Source organism: Azospirillum argentinense (assembly GCF_000632475.1).
GTDB classification, from domain to species: domain Bacteria; phylum Pseudomonadota; class Alphaproteobacteria; order Azospirillales; family Azospirillaceae; genus Azospirillum; species Azospirillum baldaniorum.
In genome coordinates, this window is record NZ_CP007793.1 from 1,115,783 (window position 1) to 1,131,909 (window position 16,127).

Here is a 16,127-nt window from a genome sequence, read left to right on the forward strand (position 1 = left end):
CGTGACATATTGGTTGCCGTGCCAACACCTCTCCCCCCCATGACCGGCGGTGCGGCCAGCGCCGCCCATGGCCTTGGCCAGCGCGGCCCGGTGCAGGCGATGCCCATCGTGGCGATGGCGCTGGTCGTCCTTCTGTTCGGCGTCTTCCTGTGGGTGCTCCACCGCAGCGAGCGGGAGGAGGAGACGCTCACCCTCATCAAGGACGTGCTGTGGGTGGAGCAGAATCTCCACTTCCAGCTCACCTCCGACGAGGAGAAGCTGCAGTATCTCGCCGAATCGCTGGGGCGCGAGGACACCACACCGGTGAACTACTCGGTGATGGCGCGCCACATCGTGACGGTGAATCCGGCGATCCAGCGGGTGGTGCGGCTGGACCCGCAGGGCCGCCCGGTGCGGTCGGAACCGCCGGTGGACGATGGCCCGGCGCTGGACGACGCCTTCGGACCCAGCCCGCGCGCCGACGCCTTCCTGATCGCCCGTTCCTCGGGCCGCCGGGCCTATTCGGCGCCCTACCGGCTGGGGGCCGCGGACACCGCCTTCGAGATCGTCATCCCCATCTTCCGCGGGGAGGAGTTCGCGGGCGCGCTCGCCGGTGTGCTGTCGATCGACGCCCTGCTGACCCATCACGTGCCCTGGTGGTTCGCCCAGCGCTACCAGTTGGAGGTCATCGACCCCTACGGGGCGGTGCTGGGGACCAAGTCGCGCATCGCCATGCCGGAGCCGCGGCGCAGCCACGTCGTGCCCTTCGATCCGCCGGGGCATGGGCTGGCCCTGGTCGCCACGCTGCATCAGCTGTCCGGCAACCTCGGGCGCAACATCCTGATCGCCGCCATCTTCGCGCTGACCGTGTCGGCCCTGTGGAGCCTGTGGGCGGTGCGCCGCCACATCGCCCGGCGAATCCGGGCGGAGGAGGCCCTGCGCGCCGAGCACGCCTTCCGCAAGGCGATGGAGGACAGCCTGACGGTGGGCATGCGCGCCCGCGACCTGGACGGGCGCATCATCTACGTGAATCCGGCCTTCTGCCGCATGGTCGGCTGGTCGGCGGAGGAGCTGGTGGGGGCCGGGCCGGTCATGCCTTATTGGCTGCCCGAGGATCTGGTCCACACCGAGGAGGTCTTCCGCGCCGTGCTGGCCGGCAACGCGCCGGCCAACGGCTTCGAACTGCGTTTCCGCCGGGCCAACGGCGAGCGGTTCGACGCGCTGATCTACGAAGCCCCGCTGATCGACGCCAAGGGGCGGCACACCGGCTGGATGGGCTCCGTCCTCGACATCACCGAGCGCAAGCGGGCGGAGGAACTGGCCCGCCAGCAGCAAGAGCGGCTTCAGCAGACGGCGCGGCTCATCACCATGGGCGAAATGGCCTCGACCCTGGCGCATGAGCTGAACCAGCCGCTGTCGGCCATCGCCAGCTACTGCACCGGCTGTCTCAACCGCCTCCAGGCCGGCAGCATCCGGCCGGACGAGCTGGCGACGGCGCTGGAGAAGCTGTCGGGTCAGGCCAGGCGGGCCGGCCAGATCATCCGGCGGATCCACGACTTCGTGCGCAAGAGCGAGCCGAACGTCGCTCTCTGCTGCCTGTCGGAGATGCTGGAGGACTGCGTGGCGCTGATGGAGGCCGATGCCCGCCAGCAGGGGGTGAAGCTGGTGCTGGAATTGGGGCGCGGCCTGCCGGCGGTGATGGCCGACCGCATCCTGTTGCAGCAGGTGGTGATGAACCTGATGCGCAACGGCATCGAAGCCATGGCGGCGACCCGTCGCGACCGCCGCCGCCTGAGCGTCACGGTGCAGGCGATGGACGGGGCGGTCCTGACGCGCATCCAGGACCGCGGTTGTGGCATTTCGTCCGAAAATGCGGAAAAACTGTTTTCTCCCTTCTTCACCACCAAGACCGAGGGCATGGGCATGGGCCTGAACATCTGCCGGTCCATCATCGAGCACCATCAGGGGCGCCTGTGGTTCGAGCCCGCGCTGGATGGCGGCACCGTGTTCCTCTTCTCCCTGCCGGTCCTGTCCGAATCGCCGATGACCGGCGTGGCGAATTCCCACGACGAGAGAGCCGCCGATGTGTGAGCCGAAGCTGCACATCGTCGATGACGACGAGGCGATCCGCGACGCCATGGGCTGGCTGTTCCAGTCGCGCAACGTCCCGGTGGCCTCCTGGCCGTCGGCGGAGGCGTTCCTCGTCGACTACGACCCTGCGATGACCGGTTGTCTTCTGCTGGACATCCGCATGGAGGGGATGAGCGGGCTGGAGCTTTTCGACCGGCTGACCGCCATGGGCTGCCGGATGCCCGTTCTGTTCCTGACCGGCCACGGCGACGTGCCCATCGCCGTGTCGGCCTTGAAGAAGGGCGCCCGCGACTTCGTGGAGAAGCCCTTCAACGACAACGACCTCGTCGACCGGGTGATCGAGGCGCTGGCCTTCGACGCCGGGGAGCGGGCGCGGCAGGCCGGGCAGGCCGGTGTCGCCGCCCGGCTGGCGACCCTGACCCAGCGCGAACGGCAGGTGATGGGTCTGGTGGTGGCCGGCAAGCTGAACAAGGTCATTGCCGACGAGCTGGGGATCAGCATGCGGACCGTCGAAGTGCACCGCGCCCATGTCTTCGAGAAGATGGGCGTCAAGACGGCGGTGGAGCTCGCCCGGATTCTCGCGGCGGTGGGGTGAGCGAGGGGGGACGGACAACTCGCGGGCTTGACAGGCGGGCGGATGCAGGCGACCCATTGGTGGGGGAAGCGCGCCGCCTTTCCCCTTCCAGTCCGAACGCCATTCCGTTTCCGTCAACGGTCGGAGAGTGTCTTGCGACTGCCCTCATCGACGCTTGGCCTGGGGCTCGCCGCCATCGCTCCGCTGCTGGTGTTCCTGGTGGTGGTGGTCTGGATTCTGGATCTCCGGCAGCAGGACGTGCTGGCGGCGGAACTGGCGGCGCAGGCCCGTTCCGTGATGGTCGCCATCGACCGGGACCTGGAAAGCAAGGCCCGTCCTCTTGAGCTTCTGGCCGCGCTGAGCCGCAAAACGGTGAACGATCTCGCCTTGCTGAAATCGGAAGCCGCGGAGGCCGTGCGCAGTCAACCCGGCTGGTTGGCGATGGGACTGGTCAGGGTGGAGGACATGTCCTTCCTGTTCCACACCCAGTACCCGCTGGGCGCGTCCCTGCCACCGCCACGGCTGGACGATGTGACCCGGCAGGCGGCCGACCTGCGGCGGATGGTGCTCGGCGGTGTCCTGCCGCCGGGCGGGCCGCCGGGGCGTCCGGCGCTGATCGTCCGCGCGCCGATCCTGGACCCGGGCACTCCCGCGGAAACACCGGTCCGGCATGTGCTGTCGCTGGCGGTCGGGCTGGACGGGTTGGACGCCGTGCTGCGCGGGTCCGGAATCCCCGCAGCGTGGACGGTGTCGGTCGTCGACCCCGCCATGGTCATCGCCGCGCGGTCCCACGATCCGGATCAGCATGTCGGCCAAAGGGTGAGGGACATGATGGTGCCCCGGCTGATGGGGCAGACTCCGGGGCTGTTTTCGGCAACGACGCGGGAGGGGCACGAGGCGCTGGTTCTCGTTCACCGGTCGCAGCAGACCGGCTGGTCGATCATCATGGCCGTCCCGTTCGAGCAGATCAGCAGCCAACTGAACCGGACGCGCACCACCATCCTGGCCGGTGCGGCGGGCGCCGGTCTGGCGACGCTGGTGCTGTCGCTGGTGGTGACGCGCCACGTCCGCCGCCGCCGCCACGCGGAACGCGAGGCCCGCATCGCCCGCGAGGCCATGCTGGCGGAGCAGCGCCGCCGGCTGGAGGCCGAGAAGGATCATGCCGAGGCCGCCAATCTCGCCAAATCCGATTTCCTGGCCAACATGAGCCACGAACTGCGCACGCCGCTGAACGCGATCATCGGCTTCAGCGAGGCGCTGCTGTCCGGACTGTTCGGCCCAAGCCCGCCGAAGCACCAGGATTACATCGCCAGCATCCATGCCTCCGGCCAGCATCTGCTGTCGCTGGTCAACGACGTGCTGGACATGGCGAAGGTCGAGGCGGGGCGGCTGGAACTCTATCCGGAGCCGGTGCGCGTCGCCGTGCTGTTGGGGGAGTGCCTGGAGTTGATGGAGGCGCTGGCCGGTCAGAAGGGCGTGCGGGTCGAGAGCGCGCCCGTCGAAACCGGCCTGACGGTGATGGCCGACGCCATCCGTCTGCGGCAGGCCGTGCTGAACCTGCTGTCCAACGCCATCAAGTTCACGCCGGCAGGCGGTTGCGTGCGCGCGGATGCGGTGCGCGACGAGGGGGGCTGCGTGGTTTTGACCGTCGCCGATTCCGGCATCGGCATGTCCCCGGAGGACATCCAGATCGCGTTGGAGCCCTTCCGTCAGGTGAACAGCTACATGACCAAGGCCCATTCCGGCACCGGGCTGGGGCTGCCGCTCGCCAAACGCTTCGTCGAGGCTCATGGCGGGCGGCTGGACCTGTGCAGCGCTCCCGGAGAGGGCACGGTGGTGCGCATCATCCTGCCCGGCGCGCCGGCTGCTGCTCCGGCGGCCGGACAGGGGACCGTCGTGCTGCTCAAGACCGATTAAATCGGCCCGGCCGCCGCGGTCAGGCCGCCACGCGTTTCAGGCGGGCTTCCATGCCGTCGAGGCCGTCGGCCAATTCGGCGGCAGCCTGATCGGCGATCGCCCGCGCAAAGGTCCAGGCGTCATCCGTGGCGATGCGCGCCGCCTCGACGCGGGCGGACAGCCTGTTGTGCTGGCCGCGCAGGGCGTCCAGCGTGCGCTCCAACTCGTCCCGGCTCATGCCCTCGTGACCTTCAAGACCGAACCGCTCCACCTGCGACCGCAACCGGTCCAGCCGGTCGGCAGTCGCCTGAAGCAGGGTACGGCATTTGGCGTCATGGGCGTGCCGGTTGCGGCGGCTCATCTCTCGCTTCTCCCTTCTGATTGCCCGGGCCTTCGGATTGCTCCGGGACCCTTCGACTGGGCGTCCGATCGGTGTTCCAGGTTGGCGCCTTGCGTTGGGTTCCTGTTTTCAAAAAGTATGTGCATTGCAAAAATTCATTGCTGCGGTGCCAAAATAAGGAATCAATCCGGTTGCTTTTCATAGACGTATGAAAAGCAATTCCAGTTCCAGACGACTTGTTTTTTTGTGTGTCCCGTCCAGTCAGGAGCGCTCCATGCCGCTCCGAATGCTTCGGATTTCTTGAATCCGGGTTGGACTCTTTCTGCACGATCGGCCCCGCCCCGTCAAGCGGGCCAGGGGTATAAGTCTATGGCGATTTGTCGCAGCCAAAAGGAAGGGGTGAACCGCTATCGAACGGAAGAAAAAGGCGCGAAAAGGCTGTTCCGTTCCGAAATAATTCCATAGCGTCCCGGATTGAAAGAGCACTCGGCGGCAATCGGGCGGCGATTGCTGTGTTTCAACTGAGCGGAACTGCGGGGGTTATCGAAATAACTTGGTGGGGTGGGAAAGGGCGAGGCCCATCACTCCGCTGCGACGCCGTAGGGGAAGCTTTCGGCGTTGGCTGGCTCCGGCAGCAGGACAGGCTGCTGCGTCGCGGCTTGGCTGGGGCAGGCCTGGCACTGGTTTGCGCAATGGCTTTGGGCCATCTCCCGCATCATCGGAACGCATTTGCCGCACTGAACCTGACGCTCGTAATGCCGGAAGACGGAGGCCGGGGTGCGGGCGCCATTCTCCAGCGCCTTGGTAACCTGCTTGTCGTTCAGCGCGTGGCAGATGCAGACGTACATGGGCCCCCGGCAGCGGTGCGTGTTGTGCGGTCTTGCTGGGGGCCAATGTGCTGCGACTGAGAATGATTGTCAATTGATCTGAATCATGACAGCCAAATTTGAGCGGATTGCGGCGGAATGTCACAGCCCTGGCGAACGGGGGATGCGGCTACCTCCATCGTCGACGCCTTTCTTCAAGCGGTGGGAGGATGCGGTGCTGCGAATGGGGTGGCTGCCGATCGCTGGGGTCGTGGTCCTTTGGGCGGGCGCTGCCGCGGCGGAGGTGGGCATGCGCGTGCTGGCCTTCACTGACCCGTCGGACGGCGGCATGGCCCGCGCGGTGGTCTGGTATCCGACGGACGCACCGGAAACGCCGGTGCGGCGCGGCCCCTTCACGTTCCAAGTGGCGGAAGGCGGGCCGGTGGCCGAGGGGCGCCACCCGCTGGTGGTCGTGTCCCACGGGTCCGGGGGGAGCGCCTTCGGCCATGCGGACACCGCCATGGCTCTGGCCCGGCGGGGCTACGTGGTCGCGGCGGTTCATCACCGGGGCAACGCCTTCGACGACGACCGGGACGCCGGCACGGAGCGGATGTGGCGCAAGCGCCCGGCCCAGCTTTCCGTCACGCTCGACCATGTTCTGGCGGAGCCGGACCTGGCCGGGCGCATCGATGGCGAACGCGTCGGCGCCCTCGGCTTCTCGGCGGGCGGATACACGGTTCTGGTGGCGGCCGGCGGGGTGGCGGAGCTGGGACGCATCGCCGCCCATTGCCGAACCTCGCCCGCCGGTGAGCGTTTCTGCCATCTTGGGAACGAGGAGACGCCGGCCCGCATCGAAGCGCGCGACCCGCGCATCCGTGCCGCCGTCCTGATGGCGCCGGTCGGCGTTCCTTTCTCCAAGGACGGCCTCGCCGGGGTGACGATCCCCGTCCGCCTGTACCGGGCGGAGCGGGACGAGCAGATCGCGGCTTCCCAGCCCGAGGACCTGCGTGACCGGTTGCCCGTGCCTCCCGAGTACGAGGTCGTGCGCGACGCCGGGCATTTCGCCTTCCTGATGCCCGTTCCGGCCGCCATCGCGGCGGAGGTCGGGCCGCCCGCCTGGGACCCGCCGGGCTTCGATCGGGCGGCTTTCCACGAGCGACTGAACGCGGAGATCGCCGATTTCTTCGACCGCGCTCTTGCAATCGAACGCCAGGGGCGCTAGCCCCTCGGCATGAGCGACTCATCCGACAGTTCACCCGCCCGCGCGACCCCGGCGCAGACCCCCCTGGGGCAGACCATCTATCTGGCGCCCGAGGGCTTCGTTCAGGACCTCGTGGCCGAACTGGGCGACGTGGCGACGGTGGAGGACCGGCTGGTCTTCGCCGACGGGCCGGCGCGTCCCGCCGCCTGGGCGCAGAACATCTGGCACGACCCGGTGCGGATCGAGTTCGCGTCGATCAAGGAGGGCGCGCGGGCGCTCCGCTCCATCCAGCGCAACTGGGCGCTCTGGACGCTGCGCCACCACCGGCGAGCCAGCCTGATCCAGGACAACCTGCCTCACGTCTCGGCCAAGCCGGTGGTCTTCCCGTCGCCGCTGCCGACCGCGCCGCTGGGCTCCTGGACGCTGCTGGACGAGAACACCATCGTCGCGGCGGCGCGCTGTTCCAGCCCCTACCGCCACGGCGAGGTCACCTTCGTCGAGAACCGGACGGTGCCGCCCAACCGCGCCTATCTGAAGCTGTGGGAAGCGCTGACCCTGTTCGGCGAACAGCCGGGGCCGGGCGACCGCTGCATCGACCTCGGCGCCTGCCCCGGCGGCTGGAGCTGGGTGCTGCACGAACTGGGCGCCAGCGTGGTCAGCGTCGACAAAGCGCCGCTCGACCCGGCCATCGCCGCCCTGCCGCGCATCGAGTTCCGCCAGGAGAGCGCCTTCGGCCTGAAGCCGCAGGACGTCGGGCCGGTGGATTGGCTGTGCTGCGACGTGATCTGCTACCCCACGCGCCTGCTGCGGCTGGTGAACCAGTGGATGGAGAGCGGGCTGGCCAAGCGCTTCATCTGCACGCTCAAGTTCCAGGCCGAGACGGACCACGAGACGGCCCGCGCCTTCGCCGCGATCCCTGGCGGGCGGGTGCTGCACCTGAACCACAACAAGCACGAACTGACCTGGATGTGGCCGGCGGCTCCCGTCTGAGCGCGGCTACGCCCGCCGCAGGGCCAGTTCCAGCGCCGGCTTGAGGATCGAGGCGGCGCCGTAGCCAATCTCCACCACCTCCTCCGCGCGGTCGAACTCCAGGATGCCGATGTGGGCGAGGCGGGGCGCGATCAGCACGTCCGGCGGCTCGCCGGCGAGGCGGGAGCGGGTGATGCGGTCCTGCATGATGTCGATGGACCCGGCCATTACGTCCATCACGTTGGGCGGCACGTTGGAAGCCGGGGCGCGCGTCAGCTGGTCGGCGAGGAAGCGCGTGCGCGCCGCCGGGCGCCGCCCCATCCAGGAGGCGATCTGCGAGGTCAAGGTGGAGAAAACCGGCGAGGTCGCATCCCCCGCCGGCGCCATCGCCTCTTCCTGAAGGGCCTGGGCCTGCTGCATCTGGGCCGCCTGCATCTGGGCCGGCTTCGCCTCCGCCGCCTTGCGCAGCTTGGCGGCGCCGCGACCGGAGGGGCGGCTCAGCGGCGACAGCTCGCTGTTCAGGTTGACCGCGATCACCACGTCCGCGCCCAGCGCGCGGCAGAGCGACACCGGCACCGGATTGACCAGCGCGCCGTCCACCAGCCAATGGTCGTCGCGCCGCACCGCCGGGAACAGGCCGGGCATGGCGGCCGAGGCCTGCACCGCGCTGAGCATCGGACCGTCGCGCAGCCAGATTTCCCGTCCGGTGCCGAGGTCGGTGGCGACCGCGGCGAAGGGCTTGCGCAGCTGATCGATGGTGACTTCGGTGCGGTGGTTGCGGAAGCGGTCGAAGGTACGGTCGGCGGCCAGCAGCCCGCCGCGGCGGAAGGTCAGGTCGATGATGCCGAGCATGCCGAGCCAGCCCATGCTCTGCGCCCAGGCCTGCAACTCGTCCAGCTGGTCCGTCAGGTAGGCCGCGCCGACCACAGCGCCGATGGAGGTTCCGCAGATCACGTCGGGCTCGACCCCGATCTCCTCCAGCGCGCGCAACACGCCGATGTGCGCCCAGCCGCGCGCCGCCCCGCTGCCCAGGGCCAGTCCGATCTTCAGTCCGCTCACCGCCAGCACCTCATGTCTTGTGGGCTTGGTCAGGCTTGTCCGGCGCCGACGCGTCGATGGGTGTCCAAAGGGATTTGGGGCATCGGACCGTCGGTGGAAACCCTTCCATCCGGGGGACGCGGGTCGCGCCCGGGGGGCTCCTCATGGGGGATGCCGAAAATTGTACCCGCTTTTGCCCTCTATTTGACTTGCATCAGTTTTTCTTCCGATTACCTGTGGCATTGCGATGGATGAAAGAGTTTCCGGGCGACGTTAACCAAACATCAACTGGAAGCGTCCAATGTCGCTCTCAACACGGACAGTCAGGGATGGCGGAGGTTGCCATGGCCCAGGATCTCAAGAGTTTCAAGAAGGATTGGCAGCGCTGGTCGGCGGCGGAGAAGCTGACGGCGGTGGCCATTCTGATCGTCGCCGCGGTCGCGTTGGGCGGCCCGGTGACAATACTGTTCTGATTTGCTCCGGGTGACCGGCGTATCCCGTCCCCTTACAGGAGGGAGGCGAGGGCCGCGATCCCGAACACTCCCAGCACCGCACCCGAGACGCGGTTGATCCACAGCATGGCGGCGGGCGTGACCCGGCGCCGGAACGCCCCGACCGAGGCGCTGAGCCCCAACCACCACATCGCCGACCCGGTGAAGACGCCCGCGACGAGCAGGGCGGCCACGCCGGTGCTGCTCCCGTCCCCCGCCGACACGCCCAGCCCGCCGAACACCGCGGCGAAGCTGAGGATCGTCGCCGGGTTGGCGAGGGTCAGCGCGAAGGTGGAGGCATAGGCCCCGGTCAGGCCGCCACCGCCGCGGGCGTCCGCGGCGCGCTCCGCCGGGCGCGCGCGCAGGGTGCTCCAGCCCAGCCACAGCAGCATCAGCCCGCCGACCAGCTTCAGCGCCACCTGCGCGCCCAGCAGCGCGTCGGTGATCAGAACCACCCCGAAGCCGGCGATGGCGCCATAGACCGCGTCCGCGCTGGCAGCACCCAGCCCGCTGACGAAGCCATGCGCCGGCCCGTCGGCCAGGGTGCGCCGGATGCACAGAAGCCCGATCGGCCCGACCGGGGCGGCGATGCTGAATCCGATGATCAGACCCTTCAGCAGGGCAGGCAGCGTGTCCATGGCGGGTGCTCCGGGTGGGTCAGTCAGACACGATGGGAAGGATCGGCGTTTCCTTGACCGAGGAGAGCGCGATCACGGTGTGGGAGCGCACGACGCCGGGCAGTGCCTTCAGCCGGTCGGACAGGAAGCGCTCCAGCGCCTCGGTGTTCGCCACGCGCACCTTGAGCAGATAGGACCAGTCCCCGGTGACGTGGTGGCACTCCTGGACCGCCGGCGTGGTGCGCATGGCGTCGCGGAAAGGCGCGTCATGCTCCGGACGGTCGAGCAGCACCTCGACGAAGGCCAGCACGTCCAGCCCGGCGGCCTTGGGCGACAGCCGCGCCCCCCAACCCTGGATCACGCCATTGGCCTGCAGCTTCTTCAGCCGCTCGTTCACGGCGGACACCGAGAGTCCGGCCGCCGTCCCGATGTCGGCGTAGGAAGCGCGTCCGTCTTGCTGGATGTGCGCGATGATTTTGCGGTCTGTATCGTCCATAACGGCAATAATTGCCGATCATGGAGGTCATGGAAAGGTCAATTTTCCGATCAATCGCCCATCCGACGGAAATCCGGCTTGCCGGCGCCGCAGCGTGGGCAGAACCAGTCCGCCGGCAAATCCTGGAAGGCGGTGCCCGCCGGTGCGCCGTGCTCCGGGTCGCCGTCGTGGGGGTGATACTCGTAGCCGGGGCAGTCGCCGCCGCCGCACCGCCAGATTTCGGACAGACGCGAGTTCTCGGCCCGCGTGGGGCGGACGAACAGGGCGAGGATGGCGGCGGGGATCAGGCGCAAGGCGTCCCGCCGTCGAAGGGGGCGGGGAAGGGTGGGCATGGCGGACCGTCCGGCGGATCGAGGTGCCGCACTATGCCCCACGATCCTTTGCGGGATGATGACGGTCGTGGAGCGAAGGGAAACGAAGGGAAGCGGCTCAGCGCCGCCGCGGCGCCTTGCCCTTGAGATGGGCGCGTTGGAGCTTCGCGCCGGCCAGATCCGCCCCGTCCAGGTCGGCGTTCTCCAGATCGGCGTCGGTCAGGTTCGCCTGAACCATGCGGGAGTCGGTCAGCATGGCCTGCCGCAGGTCGGCGCCCATCAGATTGGCCGCCCAGGAGCGACCCGTGGGACGCCCACTGGGGTCCTTGATCTCCGCCGGGCCGAGGTTGACCCGCGTCAGGTCGGCCCCGGTCAGACGGGCGAAGCTGAGGTTGGCGCCGGACAGGTCGGCCCCCATCAGGTTCGCGCGCTCCAGATTGGCGCCGGACAGGTCGGCCATCATCAGCCGGGCGCCGGTCAGCGCCGCGTCGGACAGGTTGGCGCCGCGCAGCGAGGCCGCGCTGAGGTTGACGCCGCGCAGGTCGGCGCGGCTGAGGTCGGTGCCGTCCAGTTCGGCGCGCTCCCCGCGCTGGCCGACGCTGTCGATCCAGCGCTCATGGTCGAAGATCGCCCGCTGGATTTCCGACCCCATGCTGTCGATCGGGCGGGTCAGGCAGGCGGAGCCGAGCTTGGCCTGCGAGAGATCGCAATCGACCATCCGGGTGCCGACCAGATCGGCGTTGTCGAAGGTGCAGCCGTCCAGCAGGGCACCGGTCAGGTTGGCCCCGTTCAGCCGCGCACCCGACAGGTTGGCGTCGGTCAGCACCGCGCCGCTCAGGTCGGCGTTCTGAAGCACCGCCCCGCACAGGTCGGCGTCCGTCAGGTTGGCGCCGGCCAGCACGGCGCCGGTCAGGTCGGTCGGAATGCCGCCTTCCGCCGTGACGCCGCCCTGAAGGCGGGCCAGGGCGGTCCGGTGGGTTTGCCGGGTGGCTTCGGCGTCCTGGACGTCTGGATGGGCGTCCGGACCGGTGCCGCGGCGGGCGGTGCCACCCGGCTCCATCGTTCCGGCGCGCAGGTCGGCGTCGCGCAGATTGGCGTTCGAGAAATCGGCGGAGCGCAGTCGGGCGCCGCGCAAATCCGTCTGCATCAGATTGGCGCGGGTGATGTCGGCGTCGCGCAGGTCCACGCCGAACAGATCGGCGCCGGCCAGATTGGTGCCGCTGAGCCGGCAGCGCGCCAGCTTGGCCCCGACCAGCCGCGCACCGCGCAGGTCGCGCTGCGACAGATCGGCGCCTTCCAGGTCCGCCAGAGCCAGATTGGCGCGCGCGCCGCCCGGCTGTCCCTTGATCCAGCGGGCGTGCCGGTCCAGAACCTCGGCCAATTGATCGGGCCGAAGATAGGAGGGTGCCGGCGCAGGGGCGGTGGCGACGGGGGACACGGGCAGGAATCTGACGGGGGTTGTTTCCACTATCCAAACTATGGGGGTAGATTCCTTACCGAAGGCTAAACGGTAAAGATCGCGGCAGTACCTCTTATGGTTGCCGTTTTTTGCCCTGGCCTTGTCACGACCGGTTCCGGCGGGGACTCGGGCGAATCGGAAGCGCGCTCCGCTGTGTTTCATCCCTGTAACGCACTCCGCCGCCTTCCCCGCCGTTGTATGGCCGCCCCGGCAAGCCCAGCAAGTCTGGGCGTTTTAAAGACGTTAACCATTGGTTTCTTGACAGAAGCGGGGGCTCTGCCGCCAAAAGTCATCGGACAAAAAGGGGGTGCTCTATGCGCCGCCCCGTTCGGGACCCCATGGAGGCATGATGACCGAGGCCAAATTCCAACCGACCCCAGCAGCCAAGCTCGGCCGGAGGGAACTGTTGCGCATCGGTCTGGCGACGGCCGCCGCCGGGATGGTGATGGCCCCGGAGGTGTCGGAGGCGGCGTTGCGCGCCCCGCCGCGGCAGTTGGTCCTCCTCAACCTCCACACCGGTGAGCGGGTGCGGGCGGAATACTGGTCCAAGGGCCGCTACCAGCGCGACGGGCTGCGCGAGATCAACCACTTGCTGCGCGACCACCGCACCGGGGCCGTGCATCCCATTGACCCGAAGCTGCTCGATCTGCTGCACGCCCTGACCCGCAAGGTCGGCGGCAAGACGCCGGTGCACATCATCTCCGGCTACCGCTCTCCCGAATCCAACGCCTGGCTGCGCGAGCAGGACGGCAGCGGCGTGGCCCAGAACAGCTTCCATATGCAGGGCAAGGCCATCGACCTGCGGGTGCCCGGCCTGCCGTTGCGCACGCTGCAGCGCGCGGCGCTCAGCCTGCGCGGGGGCGGCGTTGGCTATTACCCGGACAGCAACTTCGTCCATGTCGACGTCGGTCCGAAGCGCCAATGGGCGTCCTGACCGGCGTCCTTTGTGGGGTCCGGCATAACGTTTGATTTCACCCATCGGGGCAATCTGGCGACCGCCATTCCCCGTCCATAGCTGTCCTGCTGGCCCGCCAACTCACTCATCGGTTCCGGACACGATGGAGCAGCGCGATGAATTCCTGCCGGTCGAGGAGTTCATCGTGATTGGTGTCGGCCTGCTTGAAGGCGGAATCGACGATTTCGAGAAACTCAAGAGTGTCGATCTTGCCATCGGCTCCGGCGATGCTCGCGAACACGTCGGCCGGCAGAAATGTCTCATCGGCGGTCAGGGCCAAGTCCTTGTTGCGATCCAGAATATAGAACACCAACATTTGGTTGTTCTTGAACTCCATCATGGAGACGCTGCCGTTCTGATCGTCGTCGAGAAGTTCGAAAATCCTGGCGTCGCGCGCATTCTCCACGGAAGCCGTCGCAGCGGCCGCCGTCATGGGCGTGAGCGCCGCCAGAATCACAATCGCCGTCAGAGCCACAGTCAATATGAACGCCATTCGCACCTTTGCGGCCATGGCCGATCTCCCCTTTCAGAGCTTCTCCCCGTCGGCCATCTGCGGCGGTGGAATGGCAAGACCGGCCTTGCGCAGGCCGTCAACGATCCGGACGATGATGTCCGGGTGGATGTTGCGACGTTCGAATTCGGCAATCACCTTGATCGGGAAGTTCGGGTCGAGCCGCAGGATTTCGGAGACCTCTTTCGCCGCCTCGGTCCGGTTTCCGGTCTGGCCGTGTATCATCGCCAGCGCGACATGGCCGAGAATGACCTCGCGCCCCAGATTGGCCCGCCGCATCTCTTCGAGCGCGTCGTCGTAGCGACCATTCATATAATGATAGGTGGCGATCACGATGCGGTACCAGCTCGGCTGCGCCGGGTTGCGCGTGAAGGCCTCGCGGATCAGCGGAATCCCGCGCTCCCACTCGCCGGTCAGGCTGTAGCAACGCCCCAGGTCGGCGAGGATCGCGCTGTCGTTCGGGTTTAGCGCGAGCGCCTGCTCGTAGGCGGCGATGCTGCGCTGCGGCTCTCGGCGTAGCCACCAAGCAAGCCCAAGCGCCTGATGCGACAACGCGCTGTCCGGGGCCAACGCCACCGCGCGTTCGGCCAACCGCAGCCCGTCATCGATCGGGTTGGGCCGGGCCGGACTGGGGTTGAAGCCGAGCCGGGCCTCGTCGATGGTGACCATGGCGAGCGCCGCCCAGGCCTCCGGATAGCCGGGGTCGCTCCTGGTCGTCCGTTCGAGGCAGTCCCTCACCTCGGCGTGAAGGGCGGCGCTGAACTGGCGCCAATATTGACGGGTGCGCAGAAGGCAGGCGTAGGACGACAGATCCTGTGGCGCATGCTCGCCGCTGGCCCGCGCTTCCTCGCGTTCGATCACGCCGTCCGATTGCGCCAGGGTGCGGGTGACCTGAACGGCGATGTCGTGGCGCAGGTCCAGCAGCTTGGTCGGCGTGGCAGCGCGACGGAAGCTGTCCGACCACAGGTAGCGATGGTCCTTGGCCGCGATCAGCGTGGCCGTCACCTGGATGTAGTCACCGGTCTGAGTGACGCTGCCCTTCAGAAGATAGTCGACACGGGTGGTCGGCACGGCCTCGCGCAACGCCGGTGCCGACGGGTAGCGGAAGCTTGTGTCGGCGCCGAAGACCAGAAAATCGTCGAAGCGGACGAGCGCCGCGACGAGATCCTCGGTGATGCCGTCGGCGACGAGGTCGAGCGTCGGGTCGCCGGAGCCGTTGGTGAACGGCAGAACCAACAGGGCCGGACCGCGCACCGCGCGTTGTGGTGCGGCCGGCGCCGCGGCGCGCTCCAGGGCGCTCCTCGACGGGTCGGGAGTGGCGCCGCGCCACCCGGCGAAGAGTTCCAGACCGGCCACGGCCAGAAGCAAGAGGGCCAGACCCATGACTGTGGCCGCGATGGCCAGCCAGCGGAACGGGAGGTCGATGCGGCGTCCGAGGATCAGCGGCGCGCGGGGCAGGGTCAGCCTCGCACGGGTTGGCACGGATGCCGGACCGGAGGCTTCGTCCGGAAGGTCGGCCCCGGCCGTGACCGGCACCAGGGAGAACTGGGGGACATAGCCGCCCTTGGGAATGGCGATGCGCAGGGGGTCGGCGGCGCCTTCGGTCAGATAATAATGCTCCAGGGCGCGGCGAAGGCGGCCGGCCTGGATGCGGACCACCGGGTCGAGCAGCGGGTCGAAGCTGGCGTCGCGGTCGAACACGTCCATGGCGATGGTGTAGGCCTTGATGCGGTTGGCGCGCCCGGCCAGAGCCTCCTGCACGATGAATTGCAGAAAGCGGCGGCCACGGGCGGAACCACGCAGGCTGCGGCTGACCAGCACGCGCGCCAACGCCGCATCGATGAGCGGTGCCGTGATGGCGGAGGCTGGTAAATCAGTGGCCTGCGGTTCCTCGGAGGCGTGAAGCACGAGCGCCCTCTTTCCGTTAAGTCCATCCGGCAACCGTGCCCACAGGGCAAGGGGTTGCTACACCATGCGGTCCATGCCGGGACGGTCTACATTGGCCAGGCGCTGGGGCCAGGCACTGGAAGCTGTAGACGTCATGATCACGAGACGCACGACGCAAGATCGAGAAAATTCGTTCGAATACAAAACAAGTTTCTGGTCATGAGCGGTGGGTGCGATCATTGCAGAAACCCATGCCGGACAAGGGCAGGGTGCAGTTTATTCCTAAGAAATGGAGACTGGAACACTCACTGACGGTATAGCCGTTTCACGCCCACGCCCTGGCTTCATTACTTCGTCCGGAATGATAGCCCTTACCTTTTTCGTGACGCGCACAAAGCCGTTCTTTTTGCCTGTTACGGTATCAAAGCCAACCGTTTCACCCTTCAAGGCGGCGGACGATCCGGTGCAGGTTGGTCAAGAGCAAAGTCCGGAACAAGGCAGGCACC

At 67.9% G+C, this 16,127-nt stretch carries 16 protein-coding genes; 7 read left to right on the forward strand and 9 right to left on the reverse strand.

What is annotated here, in order from left to right:
- The first annotated feature begins 39 nt into the window (after positions 1–39).
- From ABAZ39_RS05250 to ABAZ39_RS05260, 3 genes are all read left to right on the forward strand, one after another.
- On the forward strand, positions 40–2,070 hold the full coding sequence (locus ABAZ39_RS05250; RefSeq protein WP_051657812.1) for a sensor histidine kinase: 2,031 nt from the start codon (positions 40–42) through the stop codon (positions 2,068–2,070).
- A complete protein-coding gene (locus ABAZ39_RS05255) occupies positions 2,063–2,665 on the forward strand; it encodes a response regulator transcription factor (protein ID WP_038527465.1) in 603 nt (200 codons plus the stop codon). The genes ABAZ39_RS05250 and ABAZ39_RS05255 overlap by 8 nt, the downstream gene beginning before the upstream one ends.
- A 132-nt stretch (positions 2,666–2,797) precedes the next feature.
- Entirely contained in the window at positions 2,798–4,561 is a 1,764-nt protein-coding gene (locus ABAZ39_RS05260) for a sensor histidine kinase (protein ID WP_038527468.1), read from the forward strand.
- Between the two features lie 19 nt (positions 4,562–4,580).
- Here the strand turns inward: ABAZ39_RS05260 and ABAZ39_RS05265 are convergent, their stop codons facing one another.
- Positions 4,581–4,901, reverse strand: a complete 321-nt coding sequence (locus ABAZ39_RS05265; RefSeq protein ID WP_038527471.1) for a hypothetical protein — start codon at positions 4,899–4,901, stop codon at positions 4,581–4,583.
- 560 nt (positions 4,902–5,461) lie between these two features.
- Positions 5,462–5,728, reverse strand: coding sequence for a (2Fe-2S)-binding protein (locus ABAZ39_RS05270; protein WP_038527473.1), 267 nt, complete (start codon positions 5,726–5,728; stop codon positions 5,462–5,464).
- Between the two features lie 202 nt (positions 5,729–5,930).
- Here ABAZ39_RS05270 and ABAZ39_RS05275 point away from each other — a divergent pair, with 202 nt between their 5' ends.
- On the forward strand, positions 5,931–6,908 hold the full coding sequence (locus ABAZ39_RS05275) for an alpha/beta hydrolase family protein (RefSeq protein WP_038527476.1): 978 nt from the start codon (positions 5,931–5,933) through the stop codon (positions 6,906–6,908).
- Positions 6,909–6,917: 9 nt separating this feature from the next.
- The gene (locus tag ABAZ39_RS05280; protein WP_038527479.1) at positions 6,918–7,877 is read left to right on the forward strand and encodes an SAM-dependent methyltransferase; all 960 of its coding nucleotides are present in this window, start codon (positions 6,918–6,920) and stop codon (positions 7,875–7,877) included.
- A 6-nt stretch (positions 7,878–7,883) separates the two neighbouring features.
- Here the strand turns inward: ABAZ39_RS05280 and ABAZ39_RS05285 are convergent, their stop codons facing one another.
- Positions 7,884–8,915, reverse strand: a complete 1,032-nt coding sequence (locus ABAZ39_RS05285; RefSeq protein ID WP_308217004.1) for a patatin-like phospholipase family protein — start codon at positions 8,913–8,915, stop codon at positions 7,884–7,886.
- 323 nt (positions 8,916–9,238) lie between these two features.
- Here ABAZ39_RS05285 and ABAZ39_RS37380 point away from each other — a divergent pair, with 323 nt between their 5' ends.
- The gene (locus ABAZ39_RS37380) at positions 9,239–9,367 is read left to right on the forward strand and encodes a hypothetical protein (protein ID WP_256380053.1); all 129 of its coding nucleotides are present in this window, start codon (positions 9,239–9,241) and stop codon (positions 9,365–9,367) included.
- A 32-nt stretch (positions 9,368–9,399) separates the two neighbouring features.
- Here ABAZ39_RS37380 and ABAZ39_RS05290 read toward each other — a convergent pair whose 3' ends face one another.
- The 4 genes from ABAZ39_RS05290 to ABAZ39_RS05305 all read right to left on the reverse strand — a co-directional run bounded on the left by ABAZ39_RS05290 (position 9,400) and on the right by ABAZ39_RS05305 (position 12,247).
- Positions 9,400–10,023, reverse strand: a complete 624-nt coding sequence (locus tag ABAZ39_RS05290; protein ID WP_038527481.1) for a LysE/ArgO family amino acid transporter — start codon at positions 10,021–10,023, stop codon at positions 9,400–9,402.
- A gap of 19 nt (positions 10,024–10,042) precedes the next feature.
- A complete protein-coding gene (locus ABAZ39_RS05295; protein ID WP_038527484.1) occupies positions 10,043–10,498 on the reverse strand; it encodes an Lrp/AsnC family transcriptional regulator in 456 nt (151 codons plus the stop codon).
- 50 nt (positions 10,499–10,548) lie between these two features.
- Complete coding sequence (locus ABAZ39_RS37650; protein ID WP_081862890.1) at positions 10,549–10,830, reverse strand: rubredoxin; 282 nt, start codon at positions 10,828–10,830, stop codon at positions 10,549–10,551.
- Positions 10,831–10,927: 97 nt separating this feature from the next.
- Entirely contained in the window at positions 10,928–12,247 is a 1,320-nt protein-coding gene (locus ABAZ39_RS05305; RefSeq protein WP_038527489.1) for a pentapeptide repeat-containing protein, read from the reverse strand.
- Positions 12,248–12,617: 370 nt separating this feature from the next.
- Here ABAZ39_RS05305 and mepK point away from each other — a divergent pair, with 370 nt between their 5' ends.
- Positions 12,618–13,202, forward strand: a complete 585-nt coding sequence (gene mepK / locus ABAZ39_RS05310) for a peptidoglycan L,D-endopeptidase MepK (protein ID WP_247875149.1) — start codon at positions 12,618–12,620, stop codon at positions 13,200–13,202.
- Between the two features lie 106 nt (positions 13,203–13,308).
- Here mepK and ABAZ39_RS05315 read toward each other — a convergent pair whose 3' ends face one another.
- Both ABAZ39_RS05315 and ABAZ39_RS05320 read right to left on the reverse strand, forming a co-directional pair.
- On the reverse strand, positions 13,309–13,734 hold the full coding sequence (locus ABAZ39_RS05315; RefSeq protein ID WP_103038957.1) for an EF-hand domain-containing protein: 426 nt from the start codon (positions 13,732–13,734) through the stop codon (positions 13,309–13,311).
- A 15-nt stretch (positions 13,735–13,749) separates the two neighbouring features.
- A complete protein-coding gene (locus ABAZ39_RS05320) occupies positions 13,750–15,642 on the reverse strand; it encodes a tetratricopeptide repeat protein (protein WP_038527498.1) in 1,893 nt (630 codons plus the stop codon).
- Positions 15,643–16,127 lie beyond the last annotated feature (485 nt).